Source organism: Pukyongia salina, from assembly GCF_002966125.1.
Lineage (GTDB): Bacteria > Bacteroidota > Bacteroidia > Flavobacteriales > Flavobacteriaceae > Pukyongia > Pukyongia salina.
In genome coordinates, this window is the sequence record NZ_CP027062.1 from 3,051,246 (window position 1) to 3,070,633 (window position 19,388).

Annotated in this window: 24 protein-coding genes; 1 reads left to right on the top strand and 23 read right to left on the bottom strand. The window is 36.1% G+C overall.

Annotated elements, in window-relative coordinates:
- Positions 1–290 precede the first annotated feature (290 nt).
- Positions 291–677: a hypothetical protein gene (locus tag C5O00_RS13770; RefSeq protein WP_105217403.1), complete on the top strand. Its 387-nt coding sequence runs from the start codon at positions 291–293 to the stop codon at positions 675–677.
- 146 nt (positions 678–823) lie between these two features.
- On the opposite strand, the gene C5O00_RS13775 is transcribed toward C5O00_RS13770, so the two are convergent.
- The 23 genes from C5O00_RS13775 to C5O00_RS13885 all read right to left on the bottom strand — a co-directional run bounded on the left by C5O00_RS13775 (position 824) and on the right by C5O00_RS13885 (position 19,208).
- A complete protein-coding gene (locus C5O00_RS13775) occupies positions 824–1,834 on the bottom strand; it encodes a S41 family peptidase (protein ID WP_105217404.1) in 1,011 nt (336 codons plus the stop codon).
- Positions 1,835–1,980: 146 nt separating this feature from the next.
- Complete coding sequence (locus tag C5O00_RS13780) at positions 1,981–2,409, bottom strand: GNAT family N-acetyltransferase (RefSeq protein ID WP_105217405.1); 429 nt, start codon at positions 2,407–2,409, stop codon at positions 1,981–1,983.
- Positions 2,406–2,810 (bottom strand): toxin-antitoxin system YwqK family antitoxin, encoded by a 405-nt coding sequence (locus C5O00_RS13785; RefSeq protein WP_105217406.1) that lies wholly within the window; start codon positions 2,808–2,810, stop codon positions 2,406–2,408. Before C5O00_RS13785 ends, C5O00_RS13780 begins: the two co-directional genes overlap by 4 nt.
- A 241-nt stretch (positions 2,811–3,051) precedes the next feature.
- Positions 3,052–3,495, bottom strand: a complete 444-nt coding sequence (locus tag C5O00_RS13790; RefSeq protein ID WP_244592998.1) for a hypothetical protein — start codon at positions 3,493–3,495, stop codon at positions 3,052–3,054.
- 241 nt (positions 3,496–3,736) lie between these two features.
- Positions 3,737–4,252 (bottom strand): hypothetical protein, encoded by a 516-nt coding sequence (locus C5O00_RS13795; protein ID WP_105217407.1) that lies wholly within the window; start codon positions 4,250–4,252, stop codon positions 3,737–3,739.
- Positions 4,253–4,259: 7 nt separating this feature from the next.
- Positions 4,260–6,011: an FAD/NAD(P)-binding protein gene (locus C5O00_RS13800; protein ID WP_105217408.1), complete on the bottom strand. Its 1,752-nt coding sequence runs from the start codon at positions 6,009–6,011 to the stop codon at positions 4,260–4,262.
- Positions 6,012–6,156: 145 nt separating this feature from the next.
- On the bottom strand, positions 6,157–6,852 hold the full coding sequence (locus tag C5O00_RS13805) for a cyclase family protein (RefSeq protein ID WP_105217409.1): 696 nt from the start codon (positions 6,850–6,852) through the stop codon (positions 6,157–6,159).
- A 32-nt stretch (positions 6,853–6,884) separates the two neighbouring features.
- The gene (locus C5O00_RS13810) at positions 6,885–7,262 is read right to left on the bottom strand and encodes a DUF3703 domain-containing protein (RefSeq protein WP_105217410.1); all 378 of its coding nucleotides are present in this window, start codon (positions 7,260–7,262) and stop codon (positions 6,885–6,887) included.
- A gap of 259 nt (positions 7,263–7,521) precedes the next feature.
- Positions 7,522–8,010 (bottom strand): hypothetical protein, encoded by a 489-nt coding sequence (locus C5O00_RS13815; RefSeq protein WP_105217411.1) that lies wholly within the window; start codon positions 8,008–8,010, stop codon positions 7,522–7,524.
- A 231-nt stretch (positions 8,011–8,241) separates the two neighbouring features.
- On the bottom strand, positions 8,242–9,273 hold the full coding sequence (locus tag C5O00_RS13820) for a Kelch repeat-containing protein (RefSeq protein ID WP_105217412.1): 1,032 nt from the start codon (positions 9,271–9,273) through the stop codon (positions 8,242–8,244).
- Positions 9,274–9,433: 160 nt separating this feature from the next.
- The gene (locus C5O00_RS13825) at positions 9,434–9,922 is read right to left on the bottom strand and encodes a hypothetical protein (protein WP_105217413.1); all 489 of its coding nucleotides are present in this window, start codon (positions 9,920–9,922) and stop codon (positions 9,434–9,436) included.
- 333 nt (positions 9,923–10,255) lie between these two features.
- Complete coding sequence (locus tag C5O00_RS13830; protein ID WP_105217414.1) at positions 10,256–10,996, bottom strand: DUF6090 family protein; 741 nt, start codon at positions 10,994–10,996, stop codon at positions 10,256–10,258.
- Positions 10,997–11,158: 162 nt separating this feature from the next.
- Entirely contained in the window at positions 11,159–11,992 is an 834-nt protein-coding gene (locus C5O00_RS13835; RefSeq protein ID WP_105217415.1) for an NmrA family NAD(P)-binding protein, read from the bottom strand.
- A 97-nt stretch (positions 11,993–12,089) separates the two neighbouring features.
- Entirely contained in the window at positions 12,090–12,587 is a 498-nt protein-coding gene (locus tag C5O00_RS13840; protein ID WP_105217416.1) for an anthrone oxygenase family protein, read from the bottom strand.
- Between the two features lie 10 nt (positions 12,588–12,597).
- Entirely contained in the window at positions 12,598–13,137 is a 540-nt protein-coding gene (locus C5O00_RS13845) for an NADPH-dependent FMN reductase (RefSeq protein ID WP_105217417.1), read from the bottom strand.
- A 5-nt stretch (positions 13,138–13,142) separates the two neighbouring features.
- Positions 13,143–13,595, bottom strand: a complete 453-nt coding sequence (locus C5O00_RS13850; RefSeq protein ID WP_105217418.1) for a DoxX family protein — start codon at positions 13,593–13,595, stop codon at positions 13,143–13,145.
- 21 nt (positions 13,596–13,616) lie between these two features.
- A complete protein-coding gene (locus tag C5O00_RS13855) occupies positions 13,617–14,258 on the bottom strand; it encodes a hypothetical protein (RefSeq protein ID WP_105217419.1) in 642 nt (213 codons plus the stop codon).
- 53 nt (positions 14,259–14,311) lie between these two features.
- On the bottom strand, positions 14,312–14,905 hold the full coding sequence (locus C5O00_RS13860; protein ID WP_105217420.1) for a Crp/Fnr family transcriptional regulator: 594 nt from the start codon (positions 14,903–14,905) through the stop codon (positions 14,312–14,314).
- A gap of 250 nt (positions 14,906–15,155) precedes the next feature.
- Entirely contained in the window at positions 15,156–15,800 is a 645-nt protein-coding gene (locus tag C5O00_RS13865; RefSeq protein ID WP_105217421.1) for a DNA alkylation repair protein, read from the bottom strand.
- A gap of 275 nt (positions 15,801–16,075) precedes the next feature.
- Positions 16,076–16,510: a hypothetical protein gene (locus tag C5O00_RS13870; protein WP_105217422.1), complete on the bottom strand. Its 435-nt coding sequence runs from the start codon at positions 16,508–16,510 to the stop codon at positions 16,076–16,078.
- 170 nt (positions 16,511–16,680) lie between these two features.
- Entirely contained in the window at positions 16,681–17,364 is a 684-nt protein-coding gene (locus tag C5O00_RS13875; RefSeq protein ID WP_168175930.1) for a DUF6090 family protein, read from the bottom strand.
- 325 nt (positions 17,365–17,689) lie between these two features.
- Positions 17,690–18,316: a DUF6090 family protein gene (locus tag C5O00_RS13880; protein ID WP_168175931.1), complete on the bottom strand. Its 627-nt coding sequence runs from the start codon at positions 18,314–18,316 to the stop codon at positions 17,690–17,692.
- Between the two features lie 376 nt (positions 18,317–18,692).
- Positions 18,693–19,208: a YybH family protein gene (locus C5O00_RS13885; RefSeq protein WP_105217425.1), complete on the bottom strand. Its 516-nt coding sequence runs from the start codon at positions 19,206–19,208 to the stop codon at positions 18,693–18,695.
- Positions 19,209–19,388: the final 180 nt, after the last annotated feature.

The following is a 19,388-nucleotide window of genomic DNA, read 5'->3' on the forward strand; positions in this document are numbered from 1 at the left end:
AACTTGATCATAATTTCAAATTATGTGTAGAGGACGTCCGCAAGCGGCTATCGCAACCAAAGGTCTACCAGACCTTTGATTTTGCTTTGCAAAATTATGTTTTGATAATCTGAAGAATTTTATCACGAGTGGTTAGTTTATCTAAAGATATAAATTTTAATTATTTGAGAATCAGAAAGAAAAAAATATTGAAATGTTGTCCCGAAATTGATAATTGTCATTACACATGAAGACATCCAAATGTAAATTTATTCATTATTACCGGAGGGTTTAATTAAAATACAAAACTCATGTGGAAGTATATACTGGCTTGGTTCCCTATGATCATTATAGCCATCTCTAACGGTTTATTTAGAGAGAAGTTTTTAGCCAGCCGTTTTAGTGAACTGCAGGCTCACCAGCTATCTACGGCGAGTATGATCGTACTATTTGGTATTTATGTGTGGGTATTATTCAGGATCTGGCCGCCAATGAATATTTCTCAAACCCTATACATTGGATTAGCGTGGCTGTTATTTACTGTCATTTTCGAATTTTTGTTTGGCCATTATGTTGCCGGCCACCCATGGGAAAAATTGCTGCACGATTACAACATTCTGGCTGGTCGTGTATGGCTGCTGATCCTAATATGGATTTCGGTAGCACCATATGTGATCTATCGAATACAACAGGGATAAGAGATTCTTATAGAAAGATTCCATTAAATTGTTCAACCAAAAGCTTTGTATCCTACGCAAATGAGAATTTGCCATGTCCTGGATGTAGAGTGCGATCTTGTTTTAGCTTGAATTGATAAAATAATGATCCATTTTCCGATTCAGCTTTAATCTTCCTTTAACCAATTTATTGCAGAGCGAATACTTTCATCATTTTCACTTAATGGTTCTATCACAAACGGTAATTCCTTATCGACATCCACAAACTCGTTATAGACATTCCCATTTCTATCTTTGTAATAACTAACCGAGATGGTCATAGCGGTCGTTTCATCAATCACTTCCCAATCTGTAACCGTGATCATTCCAAAGGTTTTTTGACCGAAGAACTTAGTTTTATCTCTCCCTTTAAAGATTACTGCCAAGGCCTCCCCGGAGCTGGCAGTGTACACACTTGTTAAAACAGCTATCTTCGGAAGGTTTTTAGGGGCACAATCGTCCTGTAATTCTATTGAATACTCGTCGTAAAAGAAATCGCCGTTTTCCACTCTCCATACAGAACTCTCGGTATTTGTTAACCCTTGAGAGCCTCCCACAATATCATCGCCAATTAGCAGTGCAATACCCTCTGCCATCGGGTGCATATTTCCACCTCCATTGTATCTTAGATCCACGATCCAGTTTTTGGCTCCGGCATTTATTAGATCGCAAACTTCTGTCTGGATCTCGGATGCCATTTTTTCATTGTCTCCCATTGGCAAGCCAACTATACGGATATATCCTATTTCATTCTCCAACATTTCTGTGTGGAAATAATAGGTTTGAGCCATTTGTATCTTGTTGTAAATTTTTGGATCGAATGTTTTTAGATGATCCTTCAACTCTCCGCTATAATAATGAGCGATTATTTGATTATTATGAAATACCCTTCCATGTTCGTCTCCTAATGATTTTAAGAGATATTTTAAGGCCGGGCTTAAATCGTTAACAGATTCTGCCTCTTTGGCGAGTTTATAAACCTGTGGTTTTACAGAATCCCAATTGATATTATTTCTATAGAGGGAAGCCTCTTGGGCATGAGTTATTATCTTATCCAGCACCACTTGAACTTCGTTAGTTGATTGACCAAAAACCTGTAGGGTATAGAGTAAAATGAATCCTAATATAGATTGTTTCATAGTTATGAGTATTTCACTTTCCGGGGAGTTCGAGTATTTATAGCCATTGTAATATCGGGTTAAATCATCCCCGGGTGCCGGTTATAAACAACCGTGATCTGCACAAAATTCCTAATTGATTGCCGGCGTTGATAAAATAATAAAATCTATTTAAGTTCTTTGAACAAACAATAGGTGGTATGTCCTTTTGGAAAATCCGGTAATTCCCCATACACTGTATATCCTAGTTTTTCGTAAAACGGGCGGGCTTGAAAGCTTACTGTTTCGGTTCGGATATAATTAAAACCCTTAAGGGCAGCGAATTCTTCGAATGCCTCTACCAGCTGGCTTCCAACACCTGATCTTCTGGTTTCTTCAGAAAGCCATAGAAGTTCGAGTACACAATAATTCCAATACCCGCAAGCTCTAATACCACCCAACACCTTACCATTTTCATCTTTTGCAAATACCGCAAACCTCGTGTCTTCTTCAAAAACAACATCATCCGAAAGATATTGCTGGTTATAGCTTTTTATTCCGTCACTAATTATTTGAAGATCTTCTTTCTTGGGATGAGATGTAGTTTCAATATTCATTTTTTAAGTTTAAAAGATTCCGTCTTTACTAGCTCACCAGCCTCGTTATACACTTTCCAGGTGCCTTTTTTCTTACCGTGTTCAAAGTGACCTTCGTCCCACAGTTGACCGTTGGCATGGTACCTTTTCCATTCACCGTGTTTTTGCCCATCATCATCGAAACCACCCGTCCCTCGTGGTTCGCCATTCTTAAAGAACCACTTCCATTGCCCTACGATCTTACCATCTTTGAAGCTACCGGAAGATTGCATCTGGCCGTTGTTGAGAAAATACTTCCATTTACCAGATTTCTTTCCGTTATCGAACGCACCCTGGCAAGAGACAAGGCCGTTCTTGAAATACAGCGTAAAAGGTCCGTTTTTAGGATTGCCGTTTTCATCTGTTCCCGGGATATCTTTCATAAATATTCTATTTTTTTGGGTAGATCATGCTTGTACATTGCTAGCCGTGACACTCATAGCAGGATTGAGGCAACCCAACGCAGGTAGGGAATGCGCATCCTAATAGCAGCTTTTAGCACAGAAGGACATTTAATCCTTTAATCCGGCATAGCAGCTCAAATATCAATACGTTAAAGATATCAATTTTATAAATGTGAAAGCTGGAGCTAATTGAAGTCGAAGACACTAGGGCGCTGCTACGTTAACTGCTATTGTCTTTTATTTTCTTCAGGGCCTTAGGAAATGTTTTTATCATAAATTCCTTGTGTTCCTCCATAATATCTATTTCAACCTCAAGTGTGATAGCGTTTTTACTTTCGGAAAGCCTATAAATTTCTGTCGTCCCAGACCACTTTTTAGTTTCGTCATCAACCGGTTGCTCCACTCCTCCTACCACATTTCCTATATGTTTAAAGTGTATGATTTCATTTGGAATGTGTTTTTCTATGATACTGTAGATTCCATTTTGGTCGGGACCAAGAAAATGCACCTTACTTTTTTCTTTCCATTCATCCGTGACGACATAGGACCCATCAAAAAAAACACCAGCCCACTCGCGATATGAGCTTTCATTCCAGAGTGCTCTCCAGATCACTGTTCTTTCGGCATTTATATCGATGGAAAACTTTAATCTTTCAATCATCATTTGTCAATTGGGTGATATCTGTTGACTTTTATCGATAACTTTAATTGAGATAATACTTCATTTTCAACGCAGCAGCCTGGTTAAAGACAAAAGTCTTTAGAAAAGCCGAAGCGCGATATTCACATTAGCAACTAGCCGGAAATACTAGCGTATTACTACTACTTAAAGATATTAATTTAAATTGCAAATCATTAAACTGGTTATAAATACAGCCAATAGTGTTATGCCTAGCTGTTTATAGTTATTCATTGATATCATTTTTTAGATCTACCAATTTCAATTCTTTATGATAGGCTTCAATTCTGGCATGTGCGGTCCCGTCGATCAAAAGAATAACGATCAACATAGCTATTGTTGTGATACTAATAGCTCTCCAGGTGGGTGTGTTGATAAATAGAATTAGTAACGCAGCAACGATAATTAGTATTGGAATTACTTTAAAAACAACTGTGTATTCCTTTAAAGTACTTTCGGATCGTTCAATTTCAGTCTCATAGAAGGCAGGAGCATCGGCGTTAAATGATTTCTCAAATTGGACAACTCTGGATTTGTTGGTATAAAACAAACCTAGGCCAATGGTCACGAGTATTAAACCGGCTACCAGGGTTGGAATGACGTATGCCTTCGCTAGATCGGTTTTCCCTAGCTGCCAGAATCCCGCACTCGCGATTAAAAATAGAAGCGCAAATAAGATAAAGAAACGTGTTGAAAAGACTTCGGCTTTTGCCCATTCTGTAGCTAATTTTAATAATTCCATAGTTAGTTTAATTTTGATTTAACCACTCTTTATGATGCTGTGCGGCTTGTTTCGCCCATTGTTGGGGTCGTTCACCAAAACATTCCAAAATAGCATCAACACCTATGATCGTTCCTTTAGCCAATCTACCGAGTAACGCTATTGGGATCTTTCTGTTTACATCATCCGAAAGCAAGTAACCATTTTCATCGGTTTCAATTCCAAGATCGCTATGGATCGCTTGCATTAAGTTATCGGAAAGTAATTGCTGAACAAGGGTTGATCGTACGATCTTAATTTGCGGGGAATCTAATACGGAATCGATCATCATATTGGCCGTGATTGATTTTTTATCTTTGCTTAACTTCCATCCTTCATCATTTAAATCAATATCCGGATCGCACACATAGTCTAAATTAAGTATTCCCTTTTTTGAAAGTGCCAACATTTGTTGAATGCTTTCAACCGGTGGGCCATAAGAATATCTTTTGGTAGATTCGTCAAGTTCTATTATTTCAGCAAATACTTCATCTGAACAGTCATTGAACGACAAAGCCTTGTATATGGATGGTTGACAATGTCGCCATACCTGGCCCACACAAAAATCAAGGCTGATCGATCTATTTCCAGTGGCCATTTCCACATATTCTTGCATACTGCGCTCGGCAGATTGTTTTGCTGAAACGAATAATGGATGTTCATACCCCTGATCTTTTAACCATGAACCTATGGCCATTTCAATTTCTTTTTGAGTGTGTGCATTTTGATTTTTAGGCAGATTCTTATAAATAGTTGAGGCTATTGGAACAAAGGCATCTATAAGAAATTGTGGACTTTTGGCTGCTTTCTGAATCTTCTTATCTCCAATTTGCTTTTCAAAAGCTAAAAGTGAATCTTCAGAAGGCTCAAACCAACTGTCAATTTTTGCATTCAAAGGTTTAGGCGCTGGTGGCAAGCCATCCAGTGAAAATGGAATGAACAAATCTTTAATTGGGTTTTCCGTTTTAAATTCACACAGCCTGGTCTTTTCATCTAAGGTTGCAAACTCGCCAAACTTATTGGCAATAGCCCTCACAACATCGATCATGGCTAGTCCAAATCCGCGTATTCCGATGGTACTCCTTTCATTTAGGTTTTTGTTGCCTAAATAACTAGTTGTAGGGTAAGGTGATTTAAACAGGCAGATGTCTTGCTTGGCAGACGCATATTTTTCCCATTCCTCTATTTGTTTAGAAAGCTCTGTGGGCTGATGTCCAATAGTTAATAATATCTCATCAAACTCTTCGTAGGTAGTGTTATCGGTCTTAACTACTAATTTACCATCCTTCAGCCATTTTACATTTTCCACGCATTCCCGATGTATGGCCGTTATCCCGTATTGAGCCAGGGGGGTTAGTAGTGATTGGAACCGTTGAGCCAGAAATTCTCCAATCTTGGAACGTGGCGGGTAGGAATCTGGCGTTTCTTCAGAAATCATCGAAAAATCCTTATCAGCCCATTCTTTGTACGTTGGGAAAGGATCTATTTTAAGGTTCTCTGTATTAATTAACTCACGTTCGGGTAGATCCAACACTCTTTCTGAAATGTTTATCCAATTGGAATTATTTTGGTGTAGATCATAAACCTGTCCGTTACCGAAATTTCCGGTATGTTCAAATAATGATATATGTATATTGGTAAGAAGTGAATCACTTGCCAACTCTGTGATCAACCTTTCAAAAGCATATCCACCTCTGGGGCCTAAGCCAATAATTGCGATTTTCCTTTTTCGTTGTGACATATTTTAATCGTGCAACCTGCGATTATGCATGGACTAAGTTAGGTGGTTAAGCGGTCTATTTTCAGATGAAAAAATTCAATATTTTTAATAAATAGAAAGTAGCCAAATAATTGATTATACATCGGGATGACACGGTTCGCTTCTTTTATTCTTCAAAAATTGCGACTGCTCTTACCGGAGAGCCGGTACCTCCTTTTATTTTTAAAGGTAAGCCTATAAATCTAAATCTTCCTCTGTTAATTAGTAAATGAAGATTGATCATATTTTCATAGTGAGTGAAATTCAACTCTCCACAAATACGATGTACTTCCTTATTTGATACCCCGGGAACGCCGGGCGACATAGTTTCAACTCCAAAAGCCGCTATCTTCTGTTCACCAAGCCAACTTGCCGTATCTGCAGTAATTCCGGGACCATTGTTCCAATTATTTCCATTGAAATTTTTTCGATAGTGATCTGTATAAATTAACACGGTATCCCCTTTCTTTATTTTTAATCCTGCTTTTATACAAGCATTTTCGATCTCATGTGGTTCGATTAGTTCTCTTAACCCTTTATGAGATAGATCTAAACAGATGCCTTCTGTATAAAACATGGATAAAGGCATTTTATCGATAGACTTTCCCCTATGCTGTATACCCATATGATTTATGGCGTCTACGTGAGTTCCGGTGTGTTCTCCCATTTCTAATTTATGAACAGCCGGGGTTTTTACTTTAGGATTTTTAATTCCGTTCCACTCTTCGTGCGAATTATGAACTGTAATTTTTACTTGCGGAAGGTCTTTATAAACCGGCATTCCTTCATAGATTTCCTGACTTAGATCAATAATTTCTGTCATTCGATAACTTTGTTTTTTGTAGAATTTTACGGTCAGACATTATTGATTCCTGCTTTAAAGAAAATATCCTTTAATTCTTTTTCAATTGGAAATGGTTTTAATGGTGGCACATTCGCTCCGCCTGGATTACCAACAGGAATTTTACCAACAAAAGATTTAACTCCTCCGAAGATCAGCCGCGGAATTTGTCCGATAATTTCCTTACCACTCTTAATTTTAATCCCGAATTGCAGCATTTTCCAATGTACTAAAGTATGGGCATAAGGATATTTTTGTCCTATTATATGAGCTCTCTCTAAATGATTCCAAGCGCTTTTTAAATTCCCCCTTGAGTATTCGGTTTTGTATTTTTCCAGTTCCGAATCGTAATATGGTTTTAGACTTCCTGGAATCGATGTGTAAAATTTCATAACTAACTTTTTTTGAGTACTAGTTTAAAAGCACTCATGTGCTCCGAAGCTGGGTACGTTCCTCTCCATAACCTCTGCAAAGACTGTGCGACCGTGAACTATAGTAACGCCTCCCTATGCATGTTTTGAACGGGAAGCCCGGCAGAGCCACTAGGTTTTTTTTTTTGTATAAATATATTGATTTTATGAATGAGAAACGCCAAACTAGTCGACAACACATCCACACGTGTTAACCTTGTTGACTGCTGCCATCTGTCACTTAATTAACGGGTCTAACATTCCAAATTTGTCTCAGTATTTTCCATTCTCCATTAACTTTTGTACAAACTGTAATGAAGTTCGATGAAGATTTAGACGATGAAATAATGGAGTCGTTGACAACCGTATTCCATCCCACGGTTGAGACCCCTTCCCAAACTGCTGTTTTTGAATCTACGATAATTAAACTATCCTTGGTATATACAAAGTCCGTTATTGGATAACTCGTATTATTAGTAGTAGCAAACCACCAATTACCTATTTCCGCTTTTCCCTGAACAAAATTTCCCGGATTACCCGGAGGTATCAAAGCCCCATTTTCAGTAAATAGATTAACAACCTTCGTACTATCATTCTGCAGCCAATAATCGCGATAATTTTCATGTAACTCATGAAGTAATTTTTTGTCTTCGTCACTCGCAAGATTTATGTCCTTAGATAAATCGCAAGAGACAATAAATAGTGTAAGAATTAAGGTTATAGTTTTCATGATCTTTTAAGGTGTTTTATTTTTCTTAGGATGCTACCGGTGCCTATGGTTATATCGTTGGCAGAGACTGGGCGGCTGCGATCCGTAGTAATGCATCTCGACGAAATAGAGGCTTGAACAGCCGCGCAAAGCCGCTAGATTGCTAGGTTTAGTTAAAGATATCGATTTTATAAAAGTAAATCGTTCAGTTGGCTAAAAACACTACTATTTGCTGTAGTTGTTGGCAATAGTTCAATGTCCATTTTCTATTCTTCTAATAGGGCTTGTTTCCATTATTTTGTTCCATTCATAATTTCGAAACTCCCAAATATCTCCAAACACGTTTTCTCCATCATGCCCGCCAAAAAGAACCATTCTTCCGTTTTTTTGGTCATAAATCATGTTACTATGATTTCTTGGATTAGGGCTTTTATTAGTTTTAAGTTTATCCCAATTATTTCCACTTAACCTCCAGGTTTCGTTTATCCTTGTGGTACCGTTCCATCCTCCAAACCTAATGAACTCTTTTCTTTCTTCATCATAGGCCATTGAGGCGTTAAAGATACCCGCAGGACCTATGTTAGTTGTTTTCTTCCACTCTTTACCATCCCATTTCCAAGTCTCTCCCTTAGATTCACCGTATTGTTTATCTATCGTACTACCACCAAAAAGGATTATACATTTTTCTTCGGAATCATATGCCATAGCGGCTCCATGTCGGTTAGATGGTCCTGAATTCGTAATTAAATTCCAATCATTATTTCGAAACTCCCATGTATCACCGAGTTTAATGTACTCGTTATTTTGAATATGATAACCACCAAACAAAACAACTGTTTCGCGATCTTGGTCATAGACCATAGATGCCTCTGCTCTAGGTATCGGAGAGTTTTTTGTAATTAATTTTTCCCATTTGTTATTCTTGAATTGCCATGTATCGTTCAGAAGGTTATTAGAGTCCGGCTTTATACCAAATAAAACTTTACTTCCACCAAAAAGAATCAAGCGATTATTCTGAATATCATACACCATTGAAGCAAAAGTTCTGGGTTCTGGTTGAATCTTTGTATCTACTCTTCGCCAATTTTTGCTATCCAACACCCACAAATCCGACACTACTTCTTCTTCACTTGCACCTGCAAATAAATATACTTTAGATTCTAATGCATTGTATGCCATTGAATGTGCATTTCTAACAAAACCTAAGTTTTCCTTCCTCTCAATATTAGACACACAACCTAAGGTCATTACTAATGAAAATATTAAAATCGCTTTTTTCTTCATTGTGCGAATTAAATTTTGCCTAACGTACCTAAAGATGTCGCTTATGTCGCTTGGCGTCTCATTTAAAATAAAGATAGTTTATTTGAAATTTACAAGGTGTAGATCTGGCCAAATTAAGCCATAGAGGATATATATATTTGAAGGTTATTAACGGTTTATTTTATATTTTTTTCCAACTAATGAATACAAGAAAGTTACTTATCCCAATATATAATTGTTGTGAGACGCCAATAACAAGCAATAATTGTAGCCATGGAATATAGCCTAATGCTGCCACAAAATGCAGTATTATCAAGGCTGGGCCAACAATTGTATCCAAAATATCCTTCAATCCCTTAAATTCCGGCTTAATTTTAAATTTTACAGCTGTGTAAATAATTGAGCCAAAGTTCGCTAGATGCATTATTCCAATCCCTAGGTTTGCTAATCTCCAAATGAGAAAGGTATCCTCGGTTCCTACACTAATTATCTGTGGTAATAATGAACCAACCAGAGCGGTCAAAGTTGTGGTGACCAATGCTTGAAACCGTATTTTTTCATAATTATCCCAATTATCGGCACTATGTTTTAATGCAACAACAACTCCCGTAAAGCCTAAAGTTCCCAATGCTATTTGGGCAAGAGTATTCAATAAATCGGAATGTTCCATGGTTTAATATAGTTTATAACATACTATACCCTCTTATATAACGTGGTGTGTGTGCGGTATCGGAAGGGCGCTAGCCGTATCTTTCTATGTGACTTAGTTTTATTTAAATGTAGAAACTTTAAACGAATAACCCAACAAGCGCAACCTGATTAGTGCTATTGTGAACATTTAATTTCTTGAAGTTAATCAACATTTGGCTATAATCTATTTCCCGTTCTAAATTCCAAAGATTAGAATTGCCCCTGCTAATCCAGTAAACCAGATAGGTACTCCATATCTACCGGGTAAAAACTAGCTTTTAATTATAAATGGTAGTGTTCTTTCGTTTTTTAATTATTCGTTTGAGTTTTCAATTATGTCTTTCATTAACTCACTAAGAGATTGAAAATGCCCTCTTAATCTAACAGAAAGGAAATAGAAATTATCTGCCCTATTTTCAAACTCCGGATTCTTTAAAAGCTCTGGATTGTTTATCGCAATGGTTGATTTTTGAAGATTTTTTGTGCCCTCTGTCAAGGCATCAATATTTCTAACGGAACCATTTTTGGTTATAAATTCTATATATTCTGCCCCGTATTGTTTAAAATTAGCGTTATTATTCTCCATTTGGTCAAATTCTCTTTCCCATTTAAATAGTAAGGATTTTAAATTATTATTGTTTAGGTTAGATAGCGCTCCAGAGTTTTTTAATTCCACCAGTACAAATGAACTAGGTTTCCAATTTGGCATCCAAAATGTTTTATTCAAGAGCTGATCAAATTCAAGATTAGTCATATTACTATCCTGAGTTCTCATGAGTAATAGTAACCTATCTAAACCTTCAATTACACTGTTTAATCTGTCAATACTTACGTCTAATTCAATTAGATTCTCCTTAAACTCCTTATTTAAATTTTGAAGAACTATCTGGTTTTGTTCTTTTATAATGCGTTCCTGATTATAATTATTAATCTGTAATGCAATAAGAATCCCTATCACCACCAAGACAATCTCACCTATTGCATAAATGAGATACTTTCTAAACTTATTTTCAGTCAATAAACTTTGCCGAATTTTCCGGAAGAATTTAATCATAAGAGAAATTTATAAGATCAAGAAGAACACCGTGTATATGTATGATTACGAGCCAGTTTATCTACGATTCATTTCAGAATTCAAATTACAAAATAAAAAAGAATAGCGATTTGAAACTTAGTTCAAATCGCTAATACTTATTCACGTTGTTGGTAATCGAAATTAAGCAATGACTTGATTCCAAATTCCAGTCTTAGCAGTTTCATGAGCATATTCTGAAAAGGATTTCGCTTTTCTGCCTAAGACACGTTCAATATCATTTACCACAAGTTGATTTTTTGGATTGGTTAACACATGACTAAATAAATACTCAATTAACCACACCATATCACCAGGTACTTGCAATTGCTTCATCTCCTGAATATACTGTTCTAAAGAGATGTCATAGAAATTTAAGCTTCTATTGCTTGTCTTTGAAATAAACCTAACAGCATCCTTAAAAGTTATTAATTCCGGACCTGTTACCTCTATGATTTCACCATTATATGAATCCTCAAGCAAAACGGTAGCGGCAACCTCGGCAATATCATTAGCATCTACAAATGGAATGAGCACGTCCGACATTGGTAATGCCACCTCACCGGAAAGGATGGGTTGTAAAAAGAAACTTTCACTCCAATTTTGATTAAACCATGACGCTCTTACGATGGTATAATCTATACCCGAATTTATAACGATGTTTTCACAGGCCTCGGCTTCAGACTCCCCTTTCCCGGAAAGTAACACCATTTTTTTAACGCCTAGATCCTTAGCTAAATAAGTTAAACTCTCTATAGCTTCTTTAGCACCAGGAACTGCCAAATCGGGATAATAGGTAACATACATTCTTTCAATACCTGCTAAAGCATTTACCCATGTGTTTTTATCATCCCAATCGAAACTTGGTGATGCATTTCTTGAGCCTATTCTAGGCTCAATACCTTTATTTTTTAATTGTTCTACTACTCGGCGACCAGTTTTACCAGTTCCTCCGATAACTAAAATGTTACTGTTCATAATTTGATTGTTTTAAAATTTGATTAATAATTAACTTCATAGATCTGAAGTGCTATTGTCCGTTTATATTAATTGTTTTATAAACTCAAAGAGATAGTTATTGTTTTGAATAAATCAGTCCGATCAACAAGAGTGAAAAAGATGTGAATGATGCAATAGCGCGCTGAATGTTCCAGCGATTCCAAGGTTGTTCGAATTTTGTCCGTAACGTTTTAAGTACTACTACTGAGAGATTTTCTAACGTTGTTCTTTCGAGCAATTCATTAAGTGGTACATTTTTAAAAACTGTGATAAGCCCTATACCCACTAAATATAAAATCGCAGCCATTAAAAATGACATAAACGTAGTGGCCTGCGAATTACGATGTAAAAAGGCATTAATGAATAAAAGAATTACAGGACTAAAAAATACAACGAGGAAACTGCTATTAATAATAGCCTGATTCATGGCTTGAAAGGACTGCAAAAAACCAAAGTCATCCAATCTACTAATTCCAGGTGTGATGGCATTGGACCAGGTAAAACATAATCCAGCGGTTAAACCTGTAAATAATATGCTTAGCATTAATACGATAAGTCTTAGTTTAATTTCCATAATATGTCCTTTATTTTGTGTTCAAATGATCTTCGAAATGTTTAATCTTCTGAATCAAATCTTCCCTTAAGGGAGCATTTGAAATCCTTCCTTCTGAAAAATTATCGAAGAAATTAGGCAAGGCAAAATCAGCTACTACATTACCCCCTAGATAGGGAAAGTAGTTAACGGCAGTCTGTAAAACAGTAGCCCCACCACGACCTCCGGGTGAAGTTGCCATTAAGAACATAGGCTTATCTCTCCATATTTTTATATTCGCGCGAGACAACCAGTCGATCGTATTTTTAAATACCGCCGTATAGGTTCCATTGTGTTCTGCCAGTGTTACTATAAATCCATCAGCTTTATCAAATAATTCGTTAAGTCTCTTAATGGCAGTAGGTATGCCATTTTCGTCTTCATAATCAATTCCATAGACAGGCAGAACATAATCATTTAGGTCAATAGGAATAATTTGTACATTTTCTAGTAAACCCGATGAATAGTTTAGCAACCTTTTGTTGATGGATTTCTGGCTATTACTTCCTGCAATTGTGAATATTTTTTTCATTCTTTTTATTTTTTAGAGATTAAACCATCAATAGACCATTTTCCACTTCCATTTACTACGATACTCAAAGCAATACCGATAACTAAAAGGGAATATTCAATTCCTTCACCTGTTTGATCTCCATACCAGTTCATAAAGAATCCGTGTTCGAGTTGCGTGGTAACAATAATGCCAAAGAACATGACGGCAAGAGCTAATGCCCAAAATCTAGAGAAGAGTCCTAAAATCAGTGCAATAGAGCCGAAAAACTCAATCATTATCACCGAGAACGCCACTACGATAGGAAGATCCATTTGTGTTGTTAAGGACGTTATGGTTGCTGAATAGCCATATCCTCCAAAGAGTCCTAATAACTTTTGTGCACCATGAGGAAATATTACCAATCCGAGCGTCCAGCGTGCGATACTTAATCCAATGTTTGGATTTGTCTTTAATAGTTGTTTTACTAATTCTTTCATAATGTTTTGATTAAAAATTGATTATATAGTTATTCGATAATAAAATCCGAAGGATGTTTTTTCTACTGGCATCGATCCGTATTGGTCAATATCTAAACCAACACCTGCCTGATGTTTATAAAGCGACACACCAACTCTCAACTGCTGATAACTTCTAGAGTGCATTTTAAACTCATCCCAAATAGTTAAGAACTGTCCATTTAACCCGAGCGATAGGTTGTCATTTAGAGGTTTGATATATTGAATTTGTACAAGAACTTCAGCGTAACTAGTCTCAGTTTGCTCTGAGTATGCAACTGTTGGCATCAAAACAAAAAACAGACGTGAATTTTTGAATGTGTACTTCGCCGATAGCCGGTTAGAATAGCCTGCAAAGCTGTTGTAGTATATAGAGGGCCCTAGAGCAATATTATTGGTGATATTCCAAAACAATGTTGGTTGTACACCAACCTCATCAAATTCTTTATTCTCCTTTTTAAACTTTTGAAAGAAAGCCAGCGTATTTAGACTAAGCGTCTTGCCTTTGTTAATTGGATAGCTCGAGAATATTGTAAAATCTGTTTTATCAAAGCCCGAAAACAGCTCTACTTGTGTAATTTGAGCTTGCAAAGAATGCGAAGACCCAACGAATAAAAGAAATATGATAATTGTGAGTTTTTTCATGCTTCAAAATTCCGATAGGAACACATGAAAAAAAATGAACTAGTTTAAGACTTTTACTTACGGTTGACTTTTGTAATAATCTTACTCATAAATTCTGGCGTAATGCCAATATAACCCGCTAGGTCCTTTTGAGTAATTCTATTGACCACATTAGGATATTTCTTTTTGAATTCTATATATCGTTCCTCAGCAGATAAGGATATTCCATGATTAGAACGCTTTATATAACTTATAAGCGACCTTTGATAAAGTATACGATAAAACCTTTCAAATTTGGGTATTTCTTGAAATAGTAAATCGTAATTCGCTCTTGAAATACCTAATAATTCCGAATCCTCGGTAGCCTTAATAAAATAGCGTGTAGGTTTTTTGGTCATAAAGCTCGCCATATCCCCAGTCCAATAATCCTCTACTGCAAACATTGAGATATGAGGTGCCCCCATTTCATCTATAGTATAAACCTTTAAGCATCCTTTTGTTATAAAATACTCATATTGGGTAATGTCACCCGCCTGCATTAGAAAGGTTTTCTTTTTAACGTTTATTTCTGTGAGTAATGAAAGGTATTTTTGCTTTTCTAACTCGGTTAAATCAATAAACCTGGCTACATTATTAAGTATTAAAGTATGTGAATCTTTGAAGTTCAATTCCGGCTTAGTTTGATATGGTCACCATTTTATTGGCCTTATTCTGAATATATTGTAATTGTTCCTGTTTTACCCGTGTCGCGAATGGCGGCAGTGATCCATAGTGATACTTCCCGTCGAAAGTTGGGAGTTGGGAGCCCGGCAGAGCCGCTAGATTGCGATGTTTAGTTAAGGATATCAAATTTATAATCAGATCGTCCAGAGCGCTGTAAACACAGTTATTAGAATTATGCCTGGTAGTGTCTGGTTTTTAATTATTCAATTTAGCTACTTCAATTCGGATGAACTCGGGCAAATAACTAGGTGTACAATTTTTGGCCACCATTTCATCTTTATAAAGTTTAGTTTTTTCACCGATTGAAATACATCTTTGGCGATATTCTTCCTGCCATTTTCCTATTTGCCCGGCCGTATAATTCATAGCCCATTGCACTTCAGGCTCTTCCTTCATAAGATTTTTCTCTATAGAATCTAACAGCTTACCCGTATTAGAATGTTGTGTATCACCCATCCATCTCAATCTTGCTTGATAATACCAAAACACCCTCCTTTGTAATTTAGAAGGACTATTTTCCCACGATTCTATTAGAGCGATTAGCCTTTTGTCCTTAGATAGTTGATTAGCCATTAACCAATCCATCAATTGATTTTGCTCATTGAATTCATGATTCTGAATATCATTGTCAAGTTGGTCAATTAGAGCTTGGGTGAGACATTTTTTGTCCATGATCAGGATCGCTAATTGACGAGGCATAAATTTTCCCGTTGACCAGAGTTCCATAGCCAACTCATGGTCTTTTTTTATTTCTTTAGCGAATTTTCGAAGATCTCCCAACTTGGTTGTTTCCTTGTCAATTTCGCTATATATTTTTTGTGCTTTTGAAGATAGTTTCATTTTACTCTTGGATGTTTTCTATTTTACTCACAAAGTGCCACTACCTCGATTGTGGCTTTTGGCGGCTGTGACTCCGAGGGATGCATCCCGACGAATGTAGAGAGTGGTGAGCCCGTCAGAGCCGCCAGTTTATTTGTTTAGTTAAAGATATCAAATTTATAAATGTGAAAAACCGTACAACGGTTCATATAGCCATGAATGCGTTAAGCGAAGTTGGCACAGCTTAGTTTGTTTTCAGTAAGATGGGGCTAAAAGCGAAATAGCTGAAGATTCTTTTATAAATAATTAAAGAATAATTCGACGGCTAATCCAAGGATAAAACTTATAATTACCCCAATTGGAGATATACGCCCCATTTTAAATGTATTCGAAAAAGAAAGCCAAAGGGCTATTAAAGCACTAATAACAAAAAGTACCATACCGTAGGTAGGTACACTACTAGTAAAGAGACCAATAGTATTAAAAATAGGATCTAACAATGCTGTAAATCCGAATAACGCCAAAGTAAAATTTGATTTAGGATGTTTAATAAATAGATAATAGCCCGCGATTATTAGTTCGATACAAATCGCCAGAGGACCAAATTGGCTATAAAATTCCTTTTTGAAATAATCTTCCAAACCAATTGGAAAGTTAATTCTTGTGTAAAATATAACCCCAAGCACTATTGCAATTAGAATGAAAATTGTTGAAATAATTCTTCTTGTCATCCTAATACTTCATTAATAATACTTGCATCTCTTGAAATGTTTGCTAACGTGAGTAGTAGCGGATTTTATGCAGTTAATTTTTGGTTTAGCACAGACCTTAAATATACGAAAAAGCCATAGACGAAGCACGAACTCCCCTAGGGCTTATATACACTGTTGTGCTTTCGTTATTATTTTCTTAGTTCTTTTTCTATCATTCGAATCAAGTTGCCTACTCTAATATTGGCATCCTTCGTATTATTGCCTACATAGCCCATCGTTACTCCTCGAAATCTCACAGTTTCCTGAAAAACTAGATCTTCCATTAAAGATTCATAATCATGTGGAACTGCGTGGAACCATCTTTCCATTTTTAGTCTAGACGTTAAAATGGGTAAGACCATTTGATTGTGATTATCTTTAGAAAATTCCTCTTCGGTTTTTTCTACAAGCCTATAGTTTATACTATGCAAATTGGTTAGAGTAATTCGAATACTATCATTACGAATTAAATCAAACCCTATGGATTTTAGGTTTTCAAATGCAGAAGTATTATAGGTTGAAATACCATGAGTATAAAGATTTCCAAAATGATTCGCTAGAGAATCGTGCCAAGGAATCTTTTTTTCCAGAGATAGATTTATAATTCTTGCCGATCTCTCCACTCGTTGATACCATTGAGCGTTTATTGCATTATCTAAGGAGTCTTTTCGCAGATTTGTTAATAGTTCTTTTAGCATCTTTTTTTCCAGCGCTATTCTTTTGTCTGTCTCATTCCAATTATTGATCTGAAGTGCAATGAGAATACCAACCACAACCAGTATAATCTCGCCGATAGCATATTTTAAATATTTGCCGGTTTTGTTTTCACTCATAAGTTTAAATCTAATTCGTCTGAAGAACTTGATCATAGTTTCAAATTATGTTTAGAGGACGTCTGCAAGGGGCTATCGCAATAAAAGGTCTACCAGACCTTTGATTTTGCATTGCAAAATTATGTTTTGATAATCTAAAGAATTTTATCATTGGTTATTGGTTGGTCAAAGACTGAAGAAAACTTGTTCGATTTACACATCTTTGCGTTAATGCCTTACTAAGTTATATAAATTTTACAGGGAATGGTCGTCTCCACAGATTTTCAGAAAAGAAAATCAGAAGCCAGGGTGATGTGAGTTGTGGTGTTATGGTTATTTTTCATTCTCATTCGTCCAGATAGTTATTAATAAGTGCTTGTAGATTATCAATGTCATCTATAGTTTTCTTGTACCATTTTATTTGATTCGATTCTAAAGTAATTATTCGGTAATGGACCAAATTTTTAAAATATGAATCGTTCCAGATTAATTTAATGTTTCTAGGTTTTGCATACTCTTGAAATGTAAGATCTGTAAAGTTTTCTAAAAAATAAGGTCTATTTACTTGATTTACACTTCGTTCAAGGTCGAGAAGATCTCCTAAAACCACATAGTTGTCTTCAAAGAGTTTTACCACAGCCAGCCTGATTTCATCATCTTTTAGTACCTGAAGTCCAGACGATTTTAAGTCTTCATAAAAAGCGGTATTTACACGTTCAAAACGAAACCCATAAACTTTTCCAAATAGCTTATTTACATCAGTATTGTTATCATATTCTGGATAGGTTAGCAGAGAATCAAGTCTATATAGTCCTATCAGATCTAGAGAATCTTTTCTTAGGGCATTTTCTAAAATTGATTTGTCTAATTTTAAACCACTGGACAATTCGGTTAAAATACCTCTTTCTTTTTTGGTGGCAACCTTAGCAGTATTCCAATTATTTACCTGAAGTGCCAAAAGAATCCCGATCATTACAAGAAATATTTCGCCAATTGCGTATAGAATGTACTTACTGAATTTGTTTTCAGACAGCATTCGTTGTCTAATCTTTCGAAAGAACTTAATCATTAGAGGATAGTTTCACTAAAGGTATGATATTTAAGCAATTGAGTGTTAAAATAATAAAGCAGAACGTTCCTGTATAACCCTAGTGGCAGTTGGCGGCTGATTTAGAAGGACAAAATTTGCATCCCTGTAATCGCCTTTGGCACTACAGGATATACGATACGGAAGCATAGATGCGCCGGATGGTACAGTATTCAGTTATCTATATTAGTATTTTTTGTGAGAAGTATGCGACCTGGCAGATCTAGCGCTGCATTATATGCATTGTTGTAGCACGTTCTTGTTATTCCTCCATCTTCAGAGGTGAATGATGCTCATGGACTATTCTCCATCCATTATTAGTTTTTAGAAACAGCAAAGAAATTTGTTCGTTCACAACTGCGAGATCTTCTCCAAACTTCAAATGAAAATCAGAGTGTAGGGTAACATTAGCAACATCACCATAAACATTTATCTTCATATCGTTCAAATCAAATTTGATAACTTCAGTTACAGATCCGAATATACTTCGTTCAAATTCTTCATTTTGCTTACCATCATTTCTAGGTTCTCCATTTTTAAATTCAGTGAACTTTGGGCCATAAGCATGAAATGATATAAGTCTGTCAATATCATTATCTTTTACACTTTGCACAATACTGTCCATTGTGAGCTTAACTTCCTTCTTCGCATCTGGAAATTCAGCGTTTAATAGATCGATTTTTACCTCATCTGCTCTAACTTCTTGAACTTCTTTTTTACAACCCATAATTTGAAATCCAAATAGAATGGCTAATGCAATTGTGAACCTTGTTTTCATAATATTGTAATTGATTGGTTAGTTATTGATTTTCAAGGTACAACAATAAATGTGAAGTGGGATTTATGGAATGTGCTACAACGGTATTGTATATGATTTCGTGGCGGCTTGATGGCTGATTCGGAAGAACAAAATTTGCATCCCTGTAGTAGCCTATGGCAATACAGGATATACGAATCG

Bases quoted from the DNA above. Each gene is read 5' to 3' on its own strand.
- C5O00_RS13795 (WP_105217407.1), bottom strand. From the start codon at position 4,252: ATGGAATTATTAAAATTAGCTACAGAATGGGCAAAAGCCGAAGTCTTT.
- C5O00_RS13805 (WP_105217409.1), bottom strand. From the start codon at position 6,852: ATGACAGAAATTATTGATCTAAGTCAGGAAATCTATGAAGGAATGCCG.
- C5O00_RS13875 (WP_168175930.1), bottom strand. From the start codon at position 17,364: ATGAGTGAAAACAAAACCGGCAAATATTTAAAATATGCTATCGGCGAG.
- C5O00_RS13800 (WP_105217408.1), bottom strand. From the start codon at position 6,011: ATGTCACAACGAAAAAGGAAAATCGCAATTATTGGCTTAGGCCCCAGA.
- C5O00_RS13810 (WP_105217410.1), bottom strand. From the start codon at position 7,262: ATGAAATTTTACACATCGATTCCAGGAAGTCTAAAACCATATTACGAT.
- C5O00_RS13840 (WP_105217416.1), bottom strand. From the start codon at position 12,587: ATGGAAATTAAACTAAGACTTATCGTATTAATGCTAAGCATATTATTT.
- C5O00_RS13845 (WP_105217417.1), bottom strand. From the start codon at position 13,137: ATGAAAAAAATATTCACAATTGCAGGAAGTAATAGCCAGAAATCCATC.
- C5O00_RS13780 (WP_105217405.1), bottom strand. From the start codon at position 2,409: ATGAATATTGAAACTACATCTCATCCCAAGAAAGAAGATCTTCAAATA.
- C5O00_RS13885 (WP_105217425.1), bottom strand. From the start codon at position 19,208: ATGAAAACAAGGTTCACAATTGCATTAGCCATTCTATTTGGATTTCAA.
- C5O00_RS13770 (WP_105217403.1), top strand. From the start codon at position 291: ATGTGGAAGTATATACTGGCTTGGTTCCCTATGATCATTATAGCCATC.
- C5O00_RS13830 (WP_105217414.1), bottom strand. From the start codon at position 10,996: ATGATTAAATTCTTCCGGAAAATTCGGCAAAGTTTATTGACTGAAAAT.
- C5O00_RS13815 (WP_105217411.1), bottom strand. From the start codon at position 8,010: ATGAAAACTATAACCTTAATTCTTACACTATTTATTGTCTCTTGCGAT.
- C5O00_RS13835 (WP_105217415.1), bottom strand. From the start codon at position 11,992: ATGAACAGTAACATTTTAGTTATCGGAGGAACTGGTAAAACTGGTCGC.
- C5O00_RS13820 (WP_105217412.1), bottom strand. From the start codon at position 9,273: ATGAAGAAAAAAGCGATTTTAATATTTTCATTAGTAATGACCTTAGGT.
- C5O00_RS13825 (WP_105217413.1), bottom strand. From the start codon at position 9,922: ATGGAACATTCCGATTTATTGAATACTCTTGCCCAAATAGCATTGGGA.
- C5O00_RS13850 (WP_105217418.1), bottom strand. From the start codon at position 13,595: ATGAAAGAATTAGTAAAACAACTATTAAAGACAAATCCAAACATTGGA.
- C5O00_RS13855 (WP_105217419.1), bottom strand. From the start codon at position 14,258: ATGAAAAAACTCACAATTATCATATTTCTTTTATTCGTTGGGTCTTCG.
- C5O00_RS13775 (WP_105217404.1), bottom strand. From the start codon at position 1,834: ATGAAACAATCTATATTAGGATTCATTTTACTCTATACCCTACAGGTT.
- C5O00_RS13870 (WP_105217422.1), bottom strand. From the start codon at position 16,510: ATGACAAGAAGAATTATTTCAACAATTTTCATTCTAATTGCAATAGTG.
- C5O00_RS13880 (WP_168175931.1), bottom strand. From the start codon at position 18,316: ATGATCGGGATTCTTTTGGCACTTCAGGTAAATAATTGGAATACTGCT.
- C5O00_RS13865 (WP_105217421.1), bottom strand. From the start codon at position 15,800: ATGAAACTATCTTCAAAAGCACAAAAAATATATAGCGAAATTGACAAG.
- C5O00_RS13790 (WP_244592998.1), bottom strand. From the start codon at position 3,495: ATGATGATTGAAAGATTAAAGTTTTCCATCGATATAAATGCCGAAAGA.
- C5O00_RS13785 (WP_105217406.1), bottom strand. From the start codon at position 2,810: ATGAAAGATATCCCGGGAACAGATGAAAACGGCAATCCTAAAAACGGA.